The 19,736-nt window shown below is 68.0% G+C and carries 18 protein-coding genes; 7 read left to right on the forward strand and 11 right to left on the reverse strand.

All coding sequences use genetic code 11. From position 1 onward, the window contains the following. Nucleotides 1-15 precede the first annotated feature (15 nt). A complete protein-coding gene (locus OKW39_RS29920) occupies nucleotides 16-213 on the forward strand; it encodes a hypothetical protein (RefSeq protein ID WP_429564309.1) in 198 nt (65 codons plus the stop codon). 110 nt (nucleotides 214-323) lie between these two features. Here OKW39_RS29920 and OKW39_RS29925 read toward each other — a convergent pair whose 3' ends face one another. Then, nucleotides 324-959: a carbonic anhydrase gene (locus OKW39_RS29925; protein ID WP_090809864.1), complete on the reverse strand. Its 636-nt coding sequence runs from the start codon at nucleotides 957-959 to the stop codon at nucleotides 324-326. A 319-nt stretch (nucleotides 960-1,278) separates the two neighbouring features. Further along, nucleotides 1,279-1,554, reverse strand: a complete 276-nt coding sequence (locus OKW39_RS29930) for a DUF1488 domain-containing protein (protein ID WP_008923225.1) — start codon at nucleotides 1,552-1,554, stop codon at nucleotides 1,279-1,281. On the opposite strand from OKW39_RS29930, the gene OKW39_RS29935 reads away from it, so the two are divergent. Then, nucleotides 1,553-3,253 carry an MDR family MFS transporter gene (locus tag OKW39_RS29935; RefSeq protein WP_429333844.1) on the forward strand — a complete coding sequence of 567 codons (1,701 nt, stop codon included), beginning with the start codon at nucleotides 1,553-1,555 and terminating at the stop codon, nucleotides 3,251-3,253. The genes OKW39_RS29930 and OKW39_RS29935 overlap by 2 nt on opposite strands. Before the next feature lie 37 nt (nucleotides 3,254-3,290). On the opposite strand, the gene OKW39_RS29940 is transcribed toward OKW39_RS29935, so the two are convergent. The 7 genes from OKW39_RS29940 to OKW39_RS29970 form a co-directional block, all read right to left on the reverse strand. Continuing rightward, complete coding sequence (locus OKW39_RS29940) at nucleotides 3,291-4,454, reverse strand: alpha/beta hydrolase family protein (protein WP_429333843.1); 1,164 nt, start codon at nucleotides 4,452-4,454, stop codon at nucleotides 3,291-3,293. A 2-nt stretch (nucleotides 4,455-4,456) separates the two neighbouring features. Then, nucleotides 4,457-5,488, reverse strand: a complete 1,032-nt coding sequence (locus OKW39_RS29945) for an AraC family transcriptional regulator (protein WP_429333842.1) — start codon at nucleotides 5,486-5,488, stop codon at nucleotides 4,457-4,459. 167 nt (nucleotides 5,489-5,655) lie between these two features. Beyond that, nucleotides 5,656-6,384, reverse strand: a complete 729-nt coding sequence (gene cobM, locus OKW39_RS29950; protein WP_429564310.1) for a precorrin-4 C(11)-methyltransferase — start codon at nucleotides 6,382-6,384, stop codon at nucleotides 5,656-5,658. A gap of 20 nt (nucleotides 6,385-6,404) precedes the next feature. Then, nucleotides 6,405-7,145 (reverse strand): cobalt-precorrin-6A reductase, encoded by a 741-nt coding sequence (locus tag OKW39_RS29955; RefSeq protein WP_429365499.1) that lies wholly within the window; start codon nucleotides 7,143-7,145, stop codon nucleotides 6,405-6,407. Further along, a complete protein-coding gene (locus tag OKW39_RS29960; protein WP_429365500.1) occupies nucleotides 7,142-8,242 on the reverse strand; it encodes a cobalt-precorrin-5B (C(1))-methyltransferase in 1,101 nt (366 codons plus the stop codon). The genes OKW39_RS29955 and OKW39_RS29960 overlap by 4 nt, the downstream gene beginning before the upstream one ends. After that, nucleotides 8,242-9,465, reverse strand: coding sequence for a precorrin-6y C5,15-methyltransferase (decarboxylating) subunit CbiE (gene cbiE / locus OKW39_RS29965; RefSeq protein ID WP_090809850.1), 1,224 nt, complete (start codon nucleotides 9,463-9,465; stop codon nucleotides 8,242-8,244). Before cbiE ends, OKW39_RS29960 begins: the two co-directional genes overlap by 1 nt. A gap of 37 nt (nucleotides 9,466-9,502) precedes the next feature. Beyond that, the gene (locus OKW39_RS29970; RefSeq protein WP_429365502.1) at nucleotides 9,503-9,733 is read right to left on the reverse strand and encodes a hypothetical protein; all 231 of its coding nucleotides are present in this window, start codon (nucleotides 9,731-9,733) and stop codon (nucleotides 9,503-9,505) included. Between the two features lie 39 nt (nucleotides 9,734-9,772). On the opposite strand from OKW39_RS29970, the gene cobG reads away from it, so the two are divergent. From cobG to cobJ, 4 genes are read left to right on the forward strand one after another with little or no spacing between them, the layout of a single operon-like run. Further along, on the forward strand, nucleotides 9,773-11,212 hold the full coding sequence (cobG, locus tag OKW39_RS29975; protein ID WP_429564311.1) for a precorrin-3B synthase: 1,440 nt from the start codon (nucleotides 9,773-9,775) through the stop codon (nucleotides 11,210-11,212). Then, complete coding sequence (locus OKW39_RS29980; protein WP_429333836.1) at nucleotides 11,205-11,831, forward strand: precorrin-8X methylmutase; 627 nt, start codon at nucleotides 11,205-11,207, stop codon at nucleotides 11,829-11,831. The genes cobG and OKW39_RS29980 overlap by 8 nt, the downstream gene beginning before the upstream one ends. Beyond that, nucleotides 11,832-12,575: a precorrin-2 C(20)-methyltransferase gene (locus OKW39_RS29985; protein WP_090809842.1), complete on the forward strand. Its 744-nt coding sequence runs from the start codon at nucleotides 11,832-11,834 to the stop codon at nucleotides 12,573-12,575. Next, on the forward strand, nucleotides 12,572-14,326 hold the full coding sequence (cobJ, locus tag OKW39_RS29990; protein ID WP_429565460.1) for a precorrin-3B C(17)-methyltransferase: 1,755 nt from the start codon (nucleotides 12,572-12,574) through the stop codon (nucleotides 14,324-14,326). The genes OKW39_RS29985 and cobJ overlap by 4 nt, the downstream gene beginning before the upstream one ends. Before the next feature lie 34 nt (nucleotides 14,327-14,360). On the opposite strand, the gene OKW39_RS29995 is transcribed toward cobJ, so the two are convergent. Both OKW39_RS29995 and OKW39_RS30000 read right to left on the reverse strand, forming a co-directional pair. Next, nucleotides 14,361-16,982, reverse strand: coding sequence for an AAA family ATPase (locus OKW39_RS29995; protein ID WP_429564312.1), 2,622 nt, complete (start codon nucleotides 16,980-16,982; stop codon nucleotides 14,361-14,363). After that, nucleotides 16,979-18,184, reverse strand: coding sequence for a metallophosphoesterase family protein (locus OKW39_RS30000; protein WP_429564313.1), 1,206 nt, complete (start codon nucleotides 18,182-18,184; stop codon nucleotides 16,979-16,981). The genes OKW39_RS29995 and OKW39_RS30000 overlap by 4 nt, the downstream gene beginning before the upstream one ends. A 209-nt stretch (nucleotides 18,185-18,393) precedes the next feature. Here OKW39_RS30000 and OKW39_RS30005 point away from each other — a divergent pair, with 209 nt between their 5' ends. Then, entirely contained in the window at nucleotides 18,394-19,674 is a 1,281-nt protein-coding gene (locus OKW39_RS30005) for a DUF445 domain-containing protein (protein ID WP_429564314.1), read from the forward strand. Nucleotides 19,675-19,736 lie beyond the last annotated feature (62 nt).

The following is a 19,736-nucleotide window of genomic DNA, read 5'->3' on the forward strand; positions in this document are numbered from 1 at the left end:
GTGTGGGCGATCCGAATGACAGTGTTTTCCTTTTTAGCCCCAACAACCGACGAATCGGCGGATCTGGTCGGGGATGTGTCCGAAACCGACGGGTATTCTTCCGTTCAAACGCGCGCTTTAATCGGAGTCCCAAGCGGTTCTTCCGGCGCCGCCTTCGACCCTGTTTTCAGCGACGCAAGCGCAGCGCCGGATTCGCTGGTGACGTCGAGCTGATAGGGATGGTCGTGGCGGGCGGCGCGGTGGGGTTGAAACCGCGCCGCCGCGCCGGCTTTTAGCAAGCCGAGTGTTAATCCTTCAAACTAAAAACCCGTTTTAATGCCGCTTCAACTCGCACAAATTTCCCGATTATCCGCAAGCGGCAAGAAGTTACCGGTCTTGCCATCGAGCGCAAGCATTTCACCGCTTTCGATATTGAAGATCCAGCCATGCAGCCGCAGCGTCTTGTTCACGAGTCCGACCGCCACCGACGGATGCGTGCGGATGTTGCTGAGCTGCGCGATCACGTTGTCCTTGACCAGCGCCTCGAGACGCTCCGCATCCGAGCAGTAGTGGCGCGACGCGTTGATCGCCTTCGCCGCATCCGCGTGACGCAGCCAGCTCGCGACCGCCGGCATGTGCTCCAGATTCGTGCAGCTCGAGATCGCCGTCATCGCGCCGCAGTTCGAATGGCCGCAGATCACGATGTCGGTCACGCCGAGCACGGCAATCGCATATTCGACGGTCGCCGACACGCCGCCCGGCTCCGGACCGTACGACGGCACGATGTTGCCCGCGTTGCGGATCACGAACAGCGACCCCGGTTCGGTCTGCGTCAGCAGTTCCGGCACCACGCGGCTGTCCGAACACGTCACGAAGAGCGTGCTGGGATTCTGCGCGGTCGACAAACGCTTGAAGAGCGCGCTTTGCTGTGGAAAGACCTCGCGTTGAAAGCGGATCAGACCTTCGATGATTTCCTGCACGATATTCTCCAGAGAATCGAAGAGACGGATTTAAAGTTGCCGCGACTATACCGCAGCCTTTCAATCGTCGCGCGAATCACCGTGCCAATCGTCGCACGCTCCTGCGGCGAACGGCCAGCGAAATAATGGCGTGCTCGCACGCGCCATAAAAAAAGACCCGGCTGCCGGCAGCCGGGTCCAACTCTCTCGCTCACACGCGTTAAGCGGTGTGTGCGTCGATACTGTAGCCGCGCCGACGTCGCGTATATAGTCGCCGCGATGGAAGAGTCCTTTCCACCGCGGCACGAATCGCTTGACCCGATACAAGCATGCGGGTCGCTCAATCGAAGTCGCGCGTCTCGAGCTCCACGGACCGTCCCCCGTTGCGTTCGAGCACCCGCCGCGTAGCATTTTCAATGCGGGCGCGGTTCGCCTCGAACGCTCCCACCAGATCGTGAGCCGACGGGGCGCCGTTGCCGAGGCTGCCATTGCCGAAATGGTCATTGAGCGCGTCGAGCGACACGCTGCACCATACGTCCTTCCCGTCCACATTGGCCTCGTAGGCGACGCGCGCAGCAGCCACCACTTCCCGGCGTCCGGTGAATTCGATCCTCATGATTGTCCTCCGTGTGTCAAAGGGAAATCCGAATACGCAACGGTCGTGCCCAATCCGGCCGGCTCGCCGGCTGCCCGGGCGCGAGCGCGCATTCTCCGCAAGGTGCATACTCCTGACCGGCCGCCGCGCGCGGCCGCGCCGATGCGTCGCAGCAAGGCCTCCTCCGGGCCGTCGACGCATTCAACATATCGATACTACGCCCTTCATGTCCCGCAATACTCAATCTTCACGCCCGCTCGTGATCGCCGCCGTGATGGCCTCGATGGCGATGGTCGCGATCGAAGCGACCATCGTGTCGACCGCGATGCCGCAGATCGTCTCGCAACTCGGCGACCTGCATTTATACAGTTGGGTGTTCTCGTCGTTCCTGCTCACGCAGACCGCGATGACCGTGGTGTTCGGCAAGCTCGCCGACCTCTATGGGCGCAAGCCCGTGATCCTCGCGGGCATCGCGATCTTTCTCGTCGGCTCGGTGCTCGCCGGCTTCGCGTGGTCAATGCCGGCGATGATCGTGTTCCGCCTGATCCAGGGGATCGGCGCGGGCGCGATCCAGCCGGTCACGCTGACCGTCGTCGCCGATCTGTACCCGGCGCGCGAACGCGGCAAGGTGCAGGGTTATCTCGCGAGCGTGTGGGCGATTTCGGCGGTCGTGGGTCCGATGGTCGGCGGCTTCATCATTCACAACCTGTCGTGGGCGTGGATCTTCTGGATGAACGTGCCGATCGGGCTTGCGTCGGCGGCGGGCTTCATCGCGTTCCTGCGCGAATCGGAACGGCACGCGCGGCCGTCCATCGACTTCGCCGGCGCCGCGCTGTTCATGGCCGCGATCGCAGCGCTGATGATGACGCTGACCTACGCCGGCGACGACGCGTTGGCGCCAGCCTCGTTCGCAGGCGGCGTCTTCGTGCTGTGCGTGCTGCTGTTCGTGCTGCAGGAGCGTCGCGCGGCCGAACCGATGATCTCGTTCGCGCTATGGAGCCGCCGCCCGATCGCCGCATGCAACAGCGCGACGGTGCTGGCCGGCATGATCCTGATGGGCGCGACCACGTTCCTGCCGATGTACGTGCAGGGCGTGCTGCATCGTTCGCCCGTGGTGGCCGGCCTCGCGCTGACGATGATGATGGTCGGCTGGCCCACCGGCGCGACGTTCGCGGCGAAGTCGTTTCACCGGCTCGGTTTGCGGCGCATCCTGATCTGCGGCAGCGCGTTCGTGCCGCTCGGCGCGGTGCTGCTGCTGTTGCTGTCGCCGGGCGCGTCGCCGCTCGTCGCCGGGTTCGCGTCGCTGATCATGGGCTTTGGCATGGGGACGTCGAGCGTCAGTTCGCTCGTGCTGATCCAGGAGATCGTCAGGATGGACGAACGCGGCAGCGCGACCGCGTCGAACCTGTTTTCGCGCAATCTCGGCAGCACGCTCGGCGCGACGCTGTTCGGCGCGGTGCTGAACTTCGGGCTCAGTCATTCGCAGGGCGTCGCGACGGTCACGTCGGATCAGTTGAAGGCGCTGCTGCAGAACCGCGCCGCCGATCTCGGCGACAGCGATCTGGTCCGGCTCGTGCTGCACCAGTCGCTGCATCTGACCTTCGTGTCGATGTTCGTGATCGCGCTATTCGTGGTCGCGCTGCTCGCGCTGGTCCCAACGATCCGATTCGGCGACGACAAGCCGGCACCACTCAAGGCCTTGTCGCCGCTCGAGGACTGAGTCGCGCGGCGTCGCGAACCACGTGCGTTCGCGAGCGCTATGAGCCGCCCGCCGGCAGCGTCGCCGCGAAGAAATCACGCACCTGGGCCGCGGTTCGCGCATGAATCGCGGCGCGATCGACACCCGGCCCGTCCTTGCAGATCGGCGCCAGACGCTCCATCGCCTCGGGCTCGCACACATCCATGAACGTATAGTGCGAGGCGCCCGGCACCATCGTCACCGTCGCTTGCGGCATGAAGCCCGCGATGCGGTGAATGTTGGTGTTGACTGGCGCGGTCGTGTCCGCCTCGCCCGCCAGCAGCGCGACCGGAATCGTCACTTCCTTGAACGACGAACTGTTGAATGCCTCGCCGAGCGCGGGTGCGATCGCGAACGCGGCTTTGACGCGCGGATCGCGATACGAGTCGCCCGAGCGCGCGCGCGATGCGTTCGTTTCCGCCGATAGCCCCTCGACCGTCAGCGCCGGCGCGCCCGGCGCGTGCGCGAGATTGGCGGCTTCGGGCGGCGAGCAGATCGCATCGGCTTCGGGCGACGTGCAGAAGCGCTCCAGCGCCGCGCGATCGGTCCGTGCGCCCGCGACTTCGAGCACCGTATAGCCGCCGAGCGAAAAGCCCAGCGCGCCGATCCGCGTCGTGTCGACGCGCGGACCGAAACGCGGGTCCGCGAGCACCCCGTCGAGCACTTCGCTCAAATCGGTCGCGCGCTCCCACCAGAGGATGAAGCCGTCGCGCGTGCGCGGCTCCAGCGCGTTGTTACCCGGATGATTGACGCCCGCGACGATATAACCCTGCGCGGCCAGCGAGGCCGCGAGCCAGTCGAGACTGTCCGCGCTGCCGCCGGTGCCGTGCGATAGCAGCAGCAACGGGTATTTGGGCTGCGCGGCGGACAGCGGGGCATCGGCGGCGGCCGCGTGGCCGACGAACATCGGATGGCCCGGCGCGCCGATATCGTGAGGCGTTTCGGGTTGCGCCGCATCGGCCGGGTACCAGATACGCGTGATCAGCGCCTGCGTTTGCGCGCCGCGCCAGTTGCGGGCCACGGCGGGGTGAAATACGCGGCTCGTTTCGCCGACATGCCAGCCGGCGGAGGCGGTTTGCGCGATGGCGTTCGCCGGCAACGACGCCCACATCGCGCCGGACAGCGCCGCGGTCAACGACACCACCACCGCGCTCGACAGCGCGGCACAACCTCGACGCATCATGGTTAGTGCTCGCAAATGGGGATCAGCAGATCGGTGACGCAGGGATGTTGCGCGCCGCGATCGGGCGTGCTTCGATACAGTTCCAGTCCCGGCCGCTGATCGCGCCGGTAGCCGCTGCGCGGCAGCCAGCCGCTGTACAGCGCCCTGAAAGTGGGCGAGATCAGCGCATAAGGGCCGACGAGGCGGTGCACCGCATACAGCCCGCCTGCGAGCCGCAGCGGCTCGATGCCCGGCGGCGGCCCGACAACACGCGGGCGTTGCGCGGCTTCGTCGAGCCGCTCCATCGCACCGCTCAACGCCGCCTGCGAGCCCGCGACAATTGCCGCGTGATAGCAAAACCCGCCGGCCATCGACGGATCGCGCGCGCAAATGCCGACGCGCTGTTGCAACAGCGGGTTCTCGTCACAGCGCAGCGTCGTCATCAGCGTGTGGAAGGTCTGGCCGATCGTCGCGACCGGGCCGTCATGGCGAAGGCATAGCACGTCGAGCGGCGCGAGCTCGGTGACTTCGACGCACGGCAGCGCAGGCGTGCTTCGGCTTTCGGTGCTTTCGTCACGGTTATCGTCGACGCCATCGTGAATGCGGGCGCCGTCGCCGTCGCCATCGCCGTCGCCTCGCTGCGCGATGCGCGCTTGCGCCGTTCGCAGGGTCCGCGCCGAAGCTGTCGAAACCGCCGGATTCGCCACCAGATGCCGCTGCCGGGTCCTGAATTCGCTCGGCGACACACCGGTGAAATCGCGAAACGCGCGCGCGAATGCTTGGGGACTGTCGTAGCCGGCGTCGTGCGCGACCGCGGTGACCTGCGCGGCGTCGGTCAATCGCTGGGCCGCCTCGGCGAGCCGCAGACGCTTGACGGTGTCGCCAACGCTCTCGCCCATCAACGCGCGATAAATCCGGTGGAAGTGATACGGCGACATATGCGCGACGGCCGCGAGGCTGTCGAGCGTGTGTCGCGCGCCGGGCTCGACCAGAATGGCCTCGACCACGCGAGCGATCCGTCGACGGTAATCACGTTCGGTGCTGGGCTTCATCATGGCGCCACGATAGCGGTCTGCGCGCCGCGAGGCGGTGCAGAACTTGCGGATTTTCGCGTTTTGCCAGCAGACGGGCGGCCAGGCTCGCGCGCTGCGTCACATTATGATCGACAACCCAAGCGGCTTCCTGACGCCAGAACGGCTTTCATGGCGCCGTCAACTCGCCGTCAACTGCCCTTCGCATACAGCGTCGAATCGGCGAACCCTTCGGCGGCCAGCACCTCGCCGACCAGAATCAGCGCGGTGCGCTCGATCGCGCTGCCCTGCACCTTCGCGACGATATCGTCGAGCGTGCCAGTGATCTTTTCCTCGTCGGGCCAGCTCGCGCGATAGATCACCGCAATCGGACACACGCCGCCGTAATGCGGCCGCAACTCATCGACGATGCGCGCGAGATGCCGCACGCCGAGGTGAATCGCCAGCGTCGCGCGATGCCGCGCGAGATCGCCCAACTGCTCGCCTTCGGGCATCGACGTTTTGCTCGCGTAGCGCGTGAGGATCAGCGTCTGCGACACGTCGGGCAGCGTCAACTCACAGCCGAGCGCCGCCGCGCATGCGGCCGTCGCGGTCACGCCGGGCACGATTTCGTAAGGAATGGCCAGCTCGCGCAAACGGCGGATCTGCTCGCCGATCGCACCGTACAGCGACGGATCGCCCGAATGCACGCGCGCGACATGCTGGCCCTTCGCGTGCGCCGCCGCGAGCAGCGCGACGATCCGGTCGAGATCGAGCTCCGCGGTGTTGATCACCTGTTGCGCGCTATGACCTTCGAGCACCGCGGCCGGCACCAGCGACCCCGCATACAGGATCACCGGACAACTGCGCACGAGACGCTGCCCTTTGACCGTGATCAGTTCCGGGTCGCCCGGACCCGCGCCGATAAAAAACACTGTCATTCAGTACTCCAATTATTTGCTCACTTACCCGAATCCGCATTCGCCTGCGCGGGCAACGCATCGAGAAGATCGGCAACGCCGGCGAACTCGCGATCGACCTCGGGCAACACCGGCCGTCGCAGCATGATCACCGGCAAGCCACGTTCGCGCGCGACCTCGAGCTTCGCCTCGGTCGCGCCGCCGCCGCTGTTCTTGCTGACGACGACGTCGAACGCCTGCAGCGCGAACAGCGCGCGTTCGCCGTCGAGCGTGAACGGTCCGCGCGCCGCGAGGACGCGCGAGCGCGCGGTGTCCGGATGCGAGTCGAGCACGCGCACGGTCCAGAATTGATGCGGCGCAATCTCGTCGAGATGCGCGAGCGGTTCGCGCCCGAGCGTGAAAAGCGGCCGCCTGAACGGCGCGAGCGTGTCGATCAGTTCGTTCCAGTCATCGACCATGCGCCAGTCGTCTCCAGCTTGCGGCTGCCACGCTGGACGCCGCAGCGCCCAGCACGGCAACTTCGCCACGCGGCACGCGTCGACGGCATTCGCGCTGATCCGCGCCGCGTACGGATGCGTCGCGTCGATCACGAGGCCGATCGCTTCGCTCGCGAGGTAACGCGCCAGACCCGCGCTGCCGCCGAAACCGCCGACGCGCACGGCGCACTTCAAGTCGTCGGGGACCTTGCCGAGTCCCGCGAGACTGTACACATGCGCGGGACCGAGTCGGCGCGCGATCTTCAGCGCGTCGCCGGTGCCGCCGAGCAGCAGGATGCGCGTCATCGCGCGACTCCGACGATATTGCCCTGCCGGTCGATCGCGAAGATTTCGACGCTGACCTGCGGCGGCACGATATCGCGAGCAACGGCCAAAGCGTGCTGACAGACGATATCGCCGAGCGGCACCTGCCGCGCGTGAGCAAGCGCGAGCGCCTGCTGGCTCGTGTTGGCCGCGCGCATCGCCGCTTGCAGCGCGGCGTCGGCGCCATGCGCGGCAGCCCAGCCGGCGAGTTGTTCGAGATCGATGCTGGAGTTGCGGCTATGCAGATCGAGATGGCCGGCCGCGAGCTTGCTGAGCTTGCCGAAGCCGCCGCAAATGCTCAGTCGCTCGACCGGCGCGCGCTTCACATGCTTGAGCACCGCGCCGACAAAATCGCCCATTTCGATCAGCGCGATATCAGGCAGGCCGTAGTGCGCGCGCATCGCGTCCTCGCTCGCGTTGCCGGTGCAGGCGGCCACATGCGTATAGCCGTTCGCGCGCGCGACGTCGATGCCCTGATGGATCGACGCGATATATGCCGAGCACGAAAACGGCCGCACGATGCCGGTGGTGCCGAGGATCGACAGTCCACCGACAATCCCGAGTCGCGGGTTCATCGTTTTCAGCGCGAGCGCTTCGCCGCCTTCGACGCCGACCGTCACTTCGAAGCCGCCGCGATACGCATGGCGCGCGGCGAGTTCGTCGAGGTGCTGCGTGATCATCTGGCGCGGGACCGGATTGATCGCCGGTTCGCCGACCGGCAGCGTGAGCCCCGCGCGTGTGACCGTGCCGACGCCCGGCCCCGCGCGAAAGATCACACCGGGCCCGGGCACGAGGCGCACGCGCGCGAACACGAGCGCGCCGTGGGTCACGTCGGGATCGTCGCCGGCATCCTTGATCGTGCCGGCTTCGGCGATCCGCTCGCCGTCCAGCGCGGCAAGGCGGCAGAACGTGAGCCGCATCGGCACATGCTGGCCCTTCGGCAACACGATCTCCGCGACCTCGCTGAGCTCGCCCGCTAGCAGTAGACGAGCGGCCGCGAGCGACGTCGCGGTCGCGCAACTGCCGGTCGTATAGCCGCTGCGCAGCGGCGCCGGCTGCTCGGGAGTCTCGTCGCGCATCACGAATCGGCCGATGGTTTGGCGGGTTTGGTCACATCGAGCAGGGTGATCGGCAACGCCTGGCGCCACGTATCGAAGCCGCCGAGCGGTTGCGCGTGAGCGAGCCCGATGCGCGTCAGCGTACCGCCATGCCGCTCGCGCCATGCGGCGAGCACCGCCTCGCCTTGCAGCGTCACCGCGTTCGCGACGAGCCGGCCGCCGTCGCGCAGTTGTGTCCAACAGGTGTCGAGCACGTCAGGCTCCGTCACCCCACCGCCAATAAACACCGCGTGCGGCGCCGGCAGTCCCCGCAACGCGTCAGGCGCGCGGCCGGCCACGAGTTGCAGCCCGGGCACGCCCAAAGCATCGCGATTCTGTTCGATGAAGCGCTGCCGCGCTTCGTTCGCTTCGATCGCGATCGCGCGACACGTGGGATGCGCGCGCATCCATTCGATTCCTATCGAACCGCTGCCCGCGCCGACGTCCCACAGCAACTCGCCGGGCGCGGGCGCGAGGCGCGCGAGCGTGATGACGCGCACGTCGCGCTTGGTCAACTGGCCGTCGTGGATAAAGGCGTCGTCGGGCAAACCGCAGGTCAGCGGCAGACGCGGCGCATGCGCCGACGCGCGGCACTCGAGCGCGATCAGATTGAGCGCGGCCATCTCGCCGGCCGGCCATTGATCCGCGCGGCCATCGACACGCCGTTCTCGTGCACCGCCCAGATGTTCGAGCACGGTCATGGCAGTCGCGCCGAAACCGCGCGCATCGAGCGAGGCCGCCAGTGCCGCGGGCGTGCGCCCGTCCGCGCTCAGCACGAACAGGCGCGCGCCGTCACGCAGATGCGCAATCAGCGCGGCAAGCGGTCGGCCGACCAGCGAGACGGTCGCGACATCCTGCAACGGCCAGCCGAGCCGTGCGGCCGCGAGCGACAACGACGACGGCGCCGGCAGCACGCGCAACTCGCCGGCCGGCAACTGCCGCGCGAGCGTCGCGCCGACGCCGAACAGCATCGGGTCGCCGCTCGCGAGCACGCACACCGCGTGCGGACGCTCGGCGAGCAACGGCGCGAGATCGAACGGACGCGGCCACGCGGCACGACGCGCCGCGAGCCGTGCGGGCAGCATCGCCAGATGGCGCTCGCCGCCGTACACGACCGACGCGCCCAGCAACGCACGCCGCGCGGGCCGCCCCAAACCGGCGAAGCCGTCGTCGCCAATGCCCACTACGGTCAGCCATGCCGGCATGCATCCATCCTCATCGGTTGCGTCGATTCTTTAGCGATTACACCGGCTCACGCATGCGGCTTTGCGCAGGCTCGGAGCGCGGGTTGCGAAAGTCGGCATGATACCGCCGCCATGCGGCCCGCGGGTTCGCGGCGGAGCGCCATGCCGCCGGGATCACCGGCATCGCGCGATGGCCGGCAAACAGGCGCTGCGGCCACAGCGTAAAGATATAATGGCCGCTTTCATTGCCCACGGTCGGCCCGAAGCGCCTTTCGGCCGCACCGTTCACGCCGGCCCTCGTCGGGCAGCATGCAGCGAGGCCGCAGCCATGCCGTCGCGCGACGCTAAACCCGGTGCCCCTTTGAATCGAGCTTCGCCTCCCACCGTTTCGTCCCACGCGGTCACGACACCGCGGTCCTCGGCATGTCCGGGGTTGCTGCGCATCGTCCCCGCGCGCGACGGCGGCATCTGCCGCATCAAACTGCCCGGCGGCGTGCTGAGCGCGGCGCAGGCACGCGCGATCGCCGATGCCAGCACGCGGCACGCGAACGGCGTCGCCGAGCTGACCAATCGCGCGAATCTGCAACTGCGCGGCGTGCGTAACGGACACGAAGCGGCGTTGAGCGCGGCGCTGATCGGCGCGGGGCTTGGACCGGCCGGCGCGCTCAGTTGCGCCGACGACGTCCGCAACGTGATGATCAGCCCCGCCGCCGGCCGCGATCCGCACGCGCTGATCGACACGACGCCGCTGTGCGGAGAACTGCTGACGCTGCTGCAAGGCGATGCGCGCTTGGTAGCGTTGTCGCCGAAATTCGCGCTGCTGCTCGACGGCGGCGAACAGCTTGCGCGGGTCGATCATCCGCATGACGTGTGGCTCGCGGCGTCGGCTGACGAAGAAGGCGTGCGCTTCGTGTTCGGCCTCGCGGGGTGCCCGGCTCCGGCAGGCGAAAACTCGAACCCGCGCGACCATCGCGATTCCAACGGCACGGGCGCGCTCGCGGCGGTGCCGCCGTCGCGCGTGCCCGCGCTCCTGCGCGCGTTGCTGCACACGTTCCTCGACCTCGCCCCAGCCGACGCGACCCGCATGCGCGACCTGCTCGCCACGCATTGCGCCGACGCGCTGCTGCGGCACGCGCAGCGCTACGTCGATTTCCCGCTCGCGCGCGACGCATCGCTGAGTCACTGGCAACGGCACATCGCCGCCGACCCATCGCTGCGGCTCGGCGCGCACGCGCAGCGCGGCGACGGCACGTCGCATGTCGGCGGCCAACCACCGCTCGGCCGGATCGATGCGGCCACGCTGCGCGCCCTGGCTGCGCTCGCGCAAAAACACGGCAACGGCAGGTTGCACGCGACGCCATGGCAAAGCGTGCTGCTGCCCGACATCGCGACGACGGCGGTGCCCGCCGTGCTCGCGAAGCTGATCGCACTCGGTCTCGCGTGCGATCCCGCGCAGGCCATCACGCACGTGATCGCCTGCGCCGGTTCGGCCGGCTGCGCGAAGGGCCTCGCCGACACCAAGACCGACGCGCTGCAACTCGCCGAGCGCTTACCCGCCGGCGTCGACGTGCATCTGACGGGCTGTCCGCGCTCCTGCGCGGCCGCCCAGCGCGCGCCCTACACGCTGCTCGCCGCCGCGCCCGGCCTCTACGACCTTTATCGACGCGACGGCCGCCCCGGCTTCGGCCAATGCGTCGCGCCCCAACTGACGATCGACGAGGCCGCCGCGCTGCTCGCGCGCCTCGCCCGGAGTACTCCACATGCTTGATTACATTCGCGACGGTCAGGAGATCTATCGCCAATCGTTCGCGACGATCCGCGCGGAGGCCGACCTCGCGCGCATCCCCGCCGACCTCGAAAAGCTCGCGGTGCGCGTGATCCACGCGTGCGGCATGGTCGACGTGATCGACGACCTCGCGTTCTCCGACTGCGCCGGCAGCGCGGGCCGCCGCGCACTCGCGCAAGGCGCGCCGATCCTGTGCGATGCGGGCATGGTCGCGCAAGGCATCACGCGCGCGCGGCTGGCCGCGAACAACGAAGTGATCTGCACGCTCACGCACCCGGACGTGCCCGCGCTCGCGCGCGAAATCGGCAACACGCGCTCGGCCGCCGCGCTCGAATTGTGGCGCCCGCATCTGGCGGGCAGCGTCGTCGTGATCGGCAATGCGCCGACCGCGCTGTTTCATCTGCTCGACATGCTCGATGCCGGCGCGCAGAAGCCGGCGCTGATTCTCGGCTTTCCGGTCGGCTTCGTCGGCGCGGCGGAATCGAAAGCGGCACTCGCGCAAAACAGCCGCGGCGTCCCCTATGTGGTCGTGCACGGACGGCGCGGCGGCAGCGCGATGGCCGCCGCCGCGGTCAACGCGCTTGCGACGGAGGTCGAATAAATGGCGAGCCAGCTAACGAGTCGCGGACGGCTGTACGGCATCGGCGTCGGTCCCGGTGACCCGGAATTGCTGACGTTGAAGGCGCTGCGGCTGCTCAAAGCGGCGCCGGTGGTCGCGTATTTCGTCGCGAAGGGCAAGAAGGGCAACGCGTTCGGCATCATCGAGGCGCATCTGCACGACGCGCAGCAGCATCTGCCGCTCGTCTATCCGGTCACCACCGAAGCACTCGAACCGCCGCTGTCGTACGAAGCGATCATCGCGGACTTCTATGACACCGCCGCCGAAATCGTCGCGGGCCATCTCGACGCGGGCCGCGACGTCGCGGTGATCTGCGAAGGCGATCCGTTCTTCTATGGCTCGTACATGTATCTGCACGACCGGCTCGCGGCGCGCTACGACAGTGAGGTGGTACCCGGCGTGTGCTCGATGCTCGGCGGCGCGGCGGTGCTCGGCGCGCCGCTCGTCTATCGCAACCAAAGCTTGTCGGTGCTGTCGGGCGTGCTGCCTGAAGATGAATTGCGCCGCCGTCTGGCCGACGCCGACGCGGCGGTCATCATGAAACTTGGCCGCAATTTCGACAAGGTACGGCGCGTGCTCGACGAACTCGGACTCGCGCAGCGTGCGCTGTACGTCGAACGCGCGACGATGCGAAATCAGCGCATCGTGCCGCTCGCGGAAGTCGATCCGATGGCGTCGCCGTATTTCTCACTGCTGGTCGTGCCGGGGCAAAAATGGCAAGGATGAACGCGCCCGCCATCGTGATTCTCGGCACGGGCGCGCTTGCGACCGCGCGGCGGATTCAGGCGTCGTATGTCGAGCGTGGCGCGCATGCCGCGGCCGGCGTTGCGACGGACTGCCAGGTCCATGCGCTGCAGGGGCGCGTCGACGCCGACGTCTCGTACAGCGAACTCGGCGCGCATCTGCGCAAGCTGTATGCGCGCGGCACGCCGATCGTCGCGCTGTGCGCGGCCGGCATCGTGATTCGCTGCCTCGCGCCGCTGCTGTCGAACAAAGGCGCCGAGCCGCCGGTGCTCGCGGTCGCCGAGGACGGCAGCGCGGTCGTGCCGCTGCTCGGCGGCCTCGCGGGCGTCAACGTGATGGCGCGCGACATCGCCGCGGCGTTGGCCGTACAGCCTGCGATCACGACGAGCGGCGAGCTGCGCTTCGGCACCTGCGTGCTCAATCCGCCCGATGGCTACGCGCTCGCCGACCTGGGCCTCGGCAAGCGCTTCGTGTCGGATCTGCTCGCGGGCGAAAGCACGCGCATCGAAGGCGACGCGCCGTGGCTCGAGGACGCGCAACTGCCGCGCGCGGCGTCGGCGCGTCTCGCGATTCGCGTGACGCCGCGCGCGTGGGATGGGCGTGAAGACGAGCTCGTGATTCATCCGCGCAGTGTGGTGGCGGCTGTCGCCAGCGACGATGCCGATGCCGCCGACGCGATCGTCGCGCGCGTGCGCGCGGCACTGAACGCGCAGGGTCTCGCGATGCTTTCGCTTGCGGCCTTGCTCGCGCCATCGACGAGCATGGCCGACCCGGCGCTTGCGCAAGCGGCAACGCTTCTCGAGGTGCCGCTGCGCTTCGCCGATGCCAGCGCCGAACCGGGCGAATCGAGTGCCGCGAGGTTACTGCATACCGCGCTACGCGTCCCCCACGAAACGCTGCACGACGACGCGCACCCCAACGTCGCGCTCGCCCTCTCCCCGCTCGCCATCGACCCCGCGACGCTCGGCCGTGCCCGCGGCCGTCTGACCGTGATCGGCCTCGGTCCCGGCCGGGCCGAGCTGATGGTTCCGGCCGCGCGCACCGCGTTGAACGAAGCGACCGACATCCTCGGCTACGACACCTACGTGAAAATGGCCGGCCCGCTGCGTGCCGGTCAGCGCGTGCACGGCACCGACAATCGCGAGGAAATGCAGCGCGCGCGGCACGCGTTCGAGCTCGCGAGCGAAGGCCGCTCGGTCGTGATGGTGTCGTCGGGCGACCCCGGCGTGTTCGCAATGGCGGCCGCCGTGCTCGAAGCGCTCGAAGCTTCCCGGAACGACGCATGGGCGGCCGTCGAACTATCGATCGTGCCGGGCGTGTCGGCCGCGCTCGCTACCGCCGCGCAGGCCGGCGCGCCGCTCGGCCACGACTTCTGCATGCTGTCGCTGTCGGACAACCTGAAGCCGTGGACGATCATCGAAACCCGCCTGCGCCATGCGGCGCAAGCCGATCTCGTGATGGCGTTCTACAACCCGATTTCGCGCGCGCGTCCGTGGCAACTCGACAAGGCACTCGACATCGTGCGGGAGTATCGCGTGCCATCGACCCAGGTGGTGCTGGGTCGCGATATCGGCCGGCCCGGCGGCACGCTGCGCACGCTGACGCTCGGCGAGCTTCGCTCGGCCGATGTGGATATGCGCACGATGGTGATCGTCGGGTCGTCGCTGACGAGAAGATTCGCTTGCGGTCATCACGGCGCGCAGTGGGTGTACACGCCGCGGTGGTACGAGTAAGCGGACCGTACCGGGTGGTACCGGCCCGCCCCGCTCACGCCACCTTCAGATCCTGCACCGCCCGCTGCCTGACGCCCAGGTCGTCCCACAACTCCGGATGGCACGTGAACACCAGAATCTGATGCCGCGTCGCCGCGTCGATCAACGCGCGTTTGAGCGCGTCGCGGCGCGCGGCATCGGTGTGTACCGCGGCGTCGTCGAGCATCAGCAGAGTCGGCCGGCCTGAGGCCTGCAAGAGATCCGCATACGCGAGCCGCGTCAGGATGCCGAGCTGTTCGCGCGTGCCGAAGCTGAGCGCATCGAGCAGTTCCGCGCGGCCGTCGCGATCGAGCATCGCCGGAATCAGATCGTCGCCGAGCGCGAGGCTCGACTGCGGAAAAAGCCGCTTCAGGTAGTGACCGACCCGCTCGGTCAACGGCGCACGCAGTTGGGCGAGCGCGGCGTCGCGTTCGTCGACCAGCACTTCGTCGAGCAGGCTCAGCGCGCTCGCGCGCAGGCGCAGTTCGTCCTTGCGACGCGTGGCCTGCTGAACCTGGGCTTCGAGCGCGGCAAGCCGTTCGCCGAGGCCCGATGCGCCCATCGTTTCGAGCTGGCTACGCAACTCCGCGATCCGCAGTTGACGCTCGTGCTGCTCGTTGCGCGCGAGCTCCGCCGATGCGCGATAGCGCTTCGCCTCCGCCACAGGGTCGTCCAGACGCGCCGCATCGAGTTCGCGCTCGCGCTCGCCGCGCTGGTTCTTGAGCGCATCGACCTTGACGCGTTGCTCGACGATATGCGCCTGCCACTGCGCGCGCTTGCGCCGAAACGCTTCGTCGTGCAGCTGCGCTTCTTTGCGCTGCAACTGCGCCGTGAGCGAATCGGCCTTCGCAACGCCGCTGGATTGCGCGCCCGCCGCCTGCGCGAGCACCTTGCGCGCGGTCTCCAACGCGTCGCGCGCGATGTCGGCGTTGCGGCGCGCGTCGTCGAGCGGTGGCGCCGCGGACACGTCGGGCAGACTGGCAAGGCGCTCGCTCGACGCCTGCAAGCGCGCCGCCGTCGATGCCAGCGCCGCGCGCAACGCATCGATGCCTTGCGGCGCATGGACCTCGAGTATCCTCGCCTGGCTCTTCTGTTGCGCGACCAGCGTTTTCCATTGCTCGCGACGCGCCTGCGCATCGCCCACCGACGCGACGCCGAGCGAGCGCAGCAACTGCGCGTGCTTCGCCTCGAGCGACGCCAGCTCCGACAACCGCGCCGACAGATCGGACACGCCCGGAATCACGCGCAATTCGCCGAGCTTCCCGAGACCGATGCGCTTTTCATCGTCGACATGCAGCACGCCCGTGCCGCTGATCGTCTGATCGCCGACGCTCAACTCGCCATTCAAGCTGTACTCGATGCGCGTCATCGCCGCTTCGGTCCGCGCGCGCAACACGGTCAGTTCGCCGTCGAGCGCGACGAGGCGCTTGAACTGCGCGTCGTCGAGTTCGAGCGCCGCCGCGTCTCGCGCGGCCTGCAACACCGCCGCGTTCGCCTTGTCCGCCTCGCCGATCGACGCTTCGAGCCGCTGGCTCTCCGCCCGATAGAAATCGACCTGGCTGCGCAGATCGGCGGCGGTTACGGCCGCGTTCGCGAGTTCGAGCGCGCGGTTCGCCTCGGCCGATGCCTGCTCGAATTGCGCCACACGGCTTTGCGCCTGTACATGCGCGGTTTGCGCTGCCGCGAGCTCGACGCGCGCCGCGTCGAGCTGCTCGCGTTCGAGCGCGATGGCCGCCTCCAGTTCGAGCGCGCCCTGCTCCTGCTGCACCGACAACGCGAGTTCGGCCTCGCCGATCTTCAACGAATGCGCGAGCCCTTCGAGACCGCGTTCGAGTTGTTCGACCGCCGCGGCACGTTGCTGCGCGAGCGCGGCCTTCTGCTCATGAAGCTCCCACGGACGCCTGCGCTCGGCGTCGTCGAATGCCTGCTGTTGGGCGGCGAGGCGCGCGATGTTGTCGTCGAACTGCTGGCGCTGCTGTTGCAGCTCGTCGCGGCTCGCGATCAGCGAGGCGAGCTTCTGCTCCGCCTCGGCGAGCGGCCCGGTCGACTTCTGCGTGCGCGCGGTCAGTAGTTGCCGCAGCTCGCGCTGCACGGCCGCGATCAGCGCGTCCTCGCCGCCCGCTTCGCGGCCGCCCGACAGTTGCGTGAGCGCGTCGCGCAGATACTGCGCCGCGTGCCCGGTCGAATCGCGCATCTCCTGCGTGCCGCCTTGCTGCACCCACAACAGACCCGGCACGCCGGCGTTCTCGGCTTTCATCGGACCGCGCGCCGCGCGCGAGAAGCCGAGCAGCGCGGCGAGCTTGTCTTCGGCTTCGTCCTCGCTATACACGGCCTGGCCGATCCTCAGCTCGCAACGCTGACGCGACACGAACTGCTTCGACAGACGGCACGCCACGCCATCGAGCTCGAAGCTGACCTCGACCGACGGCTGCCCGCTCGCGAGCCCCCACGGCAACAGGTCTTTCAGATGCGACGCCTTGTAGCGTTCGAGGAACACCGTGCGCACCGCCTCGGCAATCGTGCTTTTGCCGGCCTCGTTCGGGCCGATGAACAGATTGAGACCGGGCTGCAGATCGTCGATCACGATCTGCCCGCCGAACTGCCTGAATTCCTGAATCGCGATACGTTGCAGCTTCATGCGGGGGCTCCTTCACGCGGCGCCTCAGGTTGCTGCCGCTCGCGCGTCTGCGCGGGTGGTGCGGCCTGCGAATCGCGTTGCCGCTGGTCGCGCTGAAAACGCGCCAGCAGCAGCAACGCCTCGGCCGCGCGCCGCGCCTCTCGCGGATCGGCCTGCGCGTCTTCCTGCAGGCCGCGCAGCCGCGCCACCACCTTCGCGAGATAGCCGCTTTGCGCGCCGAGTTCGGCGAGATCGTCGGCGGTCGGCAGCACGTGCAGACTGCCCAGATCGGCACGCAACGCGCGCATGCGGGCGCGCGCCTGTTCGACCGCGACATGCAGCGCCTCGGCATCGGCGAGCGCCGCGGTGCCGCCGACCTCGATGCGCAGCACGTCATTCGCGCCGAGTTCGGCGAGGCGGGTTTTCAATGCATCGACATCGGTCGGCACCGAAATCGTTTCGTCCCAGCGATGCCACCGGTATTGCCCGACCCGCACCGCGGCGACCTGCGGCACCGCGCCGGGATCGCTGACGGTAACGTCGAGCACGAAGCCCGGCTCGTTCGCGCGGAAACGGTCCTGCTCGTGCGTGCCCGCGTACCACGTGCGTTCGTCGACGCGCAGATGGCCGTGCCAGTCGCCGAGCGCCAGATAGTCGAGCCGCGCACCGGCGGCGCGCGTCGGCGCGATCGGATTCGACGAATCGATGCCGTCTTGCAGAATGCCGCCGACGCTGCCATGCGCGAGCCCCACGCGGTGATAGCCGGGCGGAGTATCGGTGGAATCGAAGAATGCGGTGGTGTCGTCGTAGGTGATGCGCTGCGTGAGCGGCGCGCACAGCAGCGCGCAACGGCACGTGTCGAGCAGCACGACGCCGGCTTCGAGCACGAGGCGCACGTTCGGCGGCACGCAATCGAGCCGCTGCGCGCGGGTCCACACGCTTTCGACGAGCGCCGCGTCGTGATTGCCCGGCAGCATGATCCACGCTCCGGAAAACGCTTGCAGCGCGGCGAACAAACGTCGGATCACGGTGTCCGACACCGTCTGCAGATCGAACACGTCGCCCGCGACGAGCACCGCGTCGACGTTGCGCGCGGCCGCTTCTTCGGCGATGCGGCGCACCGTGTCGAAGCGCGCCTGGGCGAGATGCGCGGCCTCGTCCGGTTCGAACTGACCGAATTGCGTGCCGATCTGCCAGTCCGCGGTGTGCAGAAACCTGATCACTGTGCCTCCATTGCGATTGCGTTGCGTCCTCTTGCGTTGATTTCGCCGAGGAGCCCAACCGCGAATGTTACCTTGCCGAAGCGCCGGCGCGTATTGCGCGCGCGCGTATCCAAGCTGGACGCGCGCGCGGGCCGTACCGCATCATTGCAACCGAACCGGCTGAGCCCGCCGACTTTCCAGCCCCCGCCCGACACGATCAACCGCGCCCGATGGACAAGATCACCGAACTGAAGAAGGCCAAGCGCACGCCTTTACTGCTGCTGCTCGCGGCCGCCTGCGTTTTCGTCGTCGCCGCATTCCTGCCGCGCGGCCTGTGGGTCGACGGCATCAAGGCCGTCGCCGAGGCCGGGATGGTCGGCGCGCTCGCCGACTGGTTCGCGGTCGCGGCGCTGTTTCGCCGTGTGCCGATTCCGCTCGTGTCCGCGCACACCGCGATCATCCCGCGCAACAAGCACAAGATCGCCGACAACCTCGCGCACTTCGTGCAGGACAAGTTTCTCGACGTGCCGTCGCTGGTCGGTCTGATCCGCCGGCATGATCCGGCGCAGACCATCACCGCGTGGCTCAGCGAATCGGCCAACTCCGCGCGCCTCGGCGACTACGTGGTGCGGCTCACCGGCGGCATCCTCGACGTGGCCGACGACGCGCGCATTCAGAACTTCATCAGGGACGGGTTGCGCGAGGTGCTCGCGAAGGTCGATCTGTCGCAATCGCTCGGCGCGATTCTCGACACGCTGACGCGCGACGGCCGCCATCAGGAACTGCTCGACACCGCGATCGATCAGGTGATCGCGGTGCTGCGCGAGGCGCCGGCGCGCGAATTCATTGCCGCGCGCATCGTCGATTGGGTGAAAAGCGAGTATCCGACGATGGAGAAGTTTCTGCCGTCGGTGTGGCTCGGCGACAAGGGCGCCGAAGCGATCGCGAGCGCCGCGAACCGTATGCTCGAACAGATCGCGCAGAACCCCACGCACGAGCTGCGCGACAAGTTCGACCACGCGGTGCAGACGCTGATCGTGCGGCTGAAGACCGATCCGGTTTTCCTGCAACAGGGCGAAGCGCTGAAGCGCTATCTGGTCGAAGGCGAGGCTTTCGGCAGCTACGTGAAGGACATGTGGGGCGAGCTGCGTGCGTGGCTCAAGCGCGATCTGCAAAGCGCCGATTCGGCACTGCATGCGCGTGTCGCCGCGATGGGCGCGTGGGTCGGCCGCGAACTCGCGCGCGATCCAGCGCTGCGGCAATCGCTGAACGATCACCTCGAGGAAGCGGCGCGCGCGATGGCGCCGGACTTCGCGCGGTTCCTCACACGCCATATCAGCGATACGGTGAAGAACTGGCCCGCGCACGAGATGTCGCACCAGGTCGAGATGAATATCGGCAAGGATCTGCAGTACATCCGCATCAATGGGACGATCGTCGGCGGATTTATCGGCTTGTTGCTGTATGTGAGTTCGCTGTTGCTGGAGATGCTGCGGGTGCATGTCGGCTGACGACTCGAGCGCGTGAGCCCCCTCCCGCCAAACCACCTACAATTCGGGCATCTGTCTTGCTG

This window comes from Paraburkholderia sp. MM6662-R1, assembly GCF_050436245.1.
Classification (GTDB): Bacteria; Pseudomonadota; Gammaproteobacteria; order Burkholderiales; family Burkholderiaceae; genus Paraburkholderia; species Paraburkholderia tuberum.

Excerpts from the sequence above, each read along its gene's own strand:
- OKW39_RS29945 (WP_429333842.1), bottom strand. The coding sequence starts at position 5,488 with ATGATGAAGCCCAGCACCGAACGTGATTACCGTCGACGGATCGCTCGC.
- OKW39_RS29920 (WP_429564309.1), top strand. The coding sequence starts at position 16 with ATGACAGTGTTTTCCTTTTTAGCCCCAACAACCGACGAATCGGCGGAT.
- cbiE (WP_090809850.1), bottom strand. The coding sequence starts at position 9,465 with ATGCCGGCATGGCTGACCGTAGTGGGCATTGGCGACGACGGCTTCGCC.
- OKW39_RS29955 (WP_429365499.1), bottom strand. The coding sequence starts at position 7,145 with ATGACGCGCATCCTGCTGCTCGGCGGCACCGGCGACGCGCTGAAGATC.
- cobJ (WP_429565460.1), top strand. The coding sequence starts at position 12,572 with ATGAACGCGCCCGCCATCGTGATTCTCGGCACGGGCGCGCTTGCGACC.
- cobG (WP_429564311.1), top strand. The coding sequence starts at position 9,773 with ATGCCGTCGCGCGACGCTAAACCCGGTGCCCCTTTGAATCGAGCTTCG.
- OKW39_RS29930 (WP_008923225.1), bottom strand. The coding sequence starts at position 1,554 with ATGAGGATCGAATTCACCGGACGCCGGGAAGTGGTGGCTGCTGCGCGC.
- OKW39_RS30005 (WP_429564314.1), top strand. The coding sequence starts at position 18,394 with ATGGACAAGATCACCGAACTGAAGAAGGCCAAGCGCACGCCTTTACTG.
- OKW39_RS29995 (WP_429564312.1), bottom strand. The coding sequence starts at position 16,982 with ATGAAGCTGCAACGTATCGCGATTCAGGAATTCAGGCAGTTCGGCGGG.
- OKW39_RS29985 (WP_090809842.1), top strand. The coding sequence starts at position 11,832 with ATGGCGAGCCAGCTAACGAGTCGCGGACGGCTGTACGGCATCGGCGTC.
- OKW39_RS29940 (WP_429333843.1), bottom strand. The coding sequence starts at position 4,454 with ATGATGCGTCGAGGTTGTGCCGCGCTGTCGAGCGCGGTGGTGGTGTCG.
- cobM (WP_429564310.1), bottom strand. The coding sequence starts at position 6,384 with ATGACAGTGTTTTTTATCGGCGCGGGTCCGGGCGACCCGGAACTGATC.
- OKW39_RS29960 (WP_429365500.1), bottom strand. The coding sequence starts at position 8,242 with ATGCGCGACGAGACTCCCGAGCAGCCGGCGCCGCTGCGCAGCGGCTAT.
- OKW39_RS29935 (WP_429333844.1), top strand. The coding sequence starts at position 1,553 with ATGATTGTCCTCCGTGTGTCAAAGGGAAATCCGAATACGCAACGGTCG.
- OKW39_RS29980 (WP_429333836.1), top strand. The coding sequence starts at position 11,205 with ATGCTTGATTACATTCGCGACGGTCAGGAGATCTATCGCCAATCGTTC.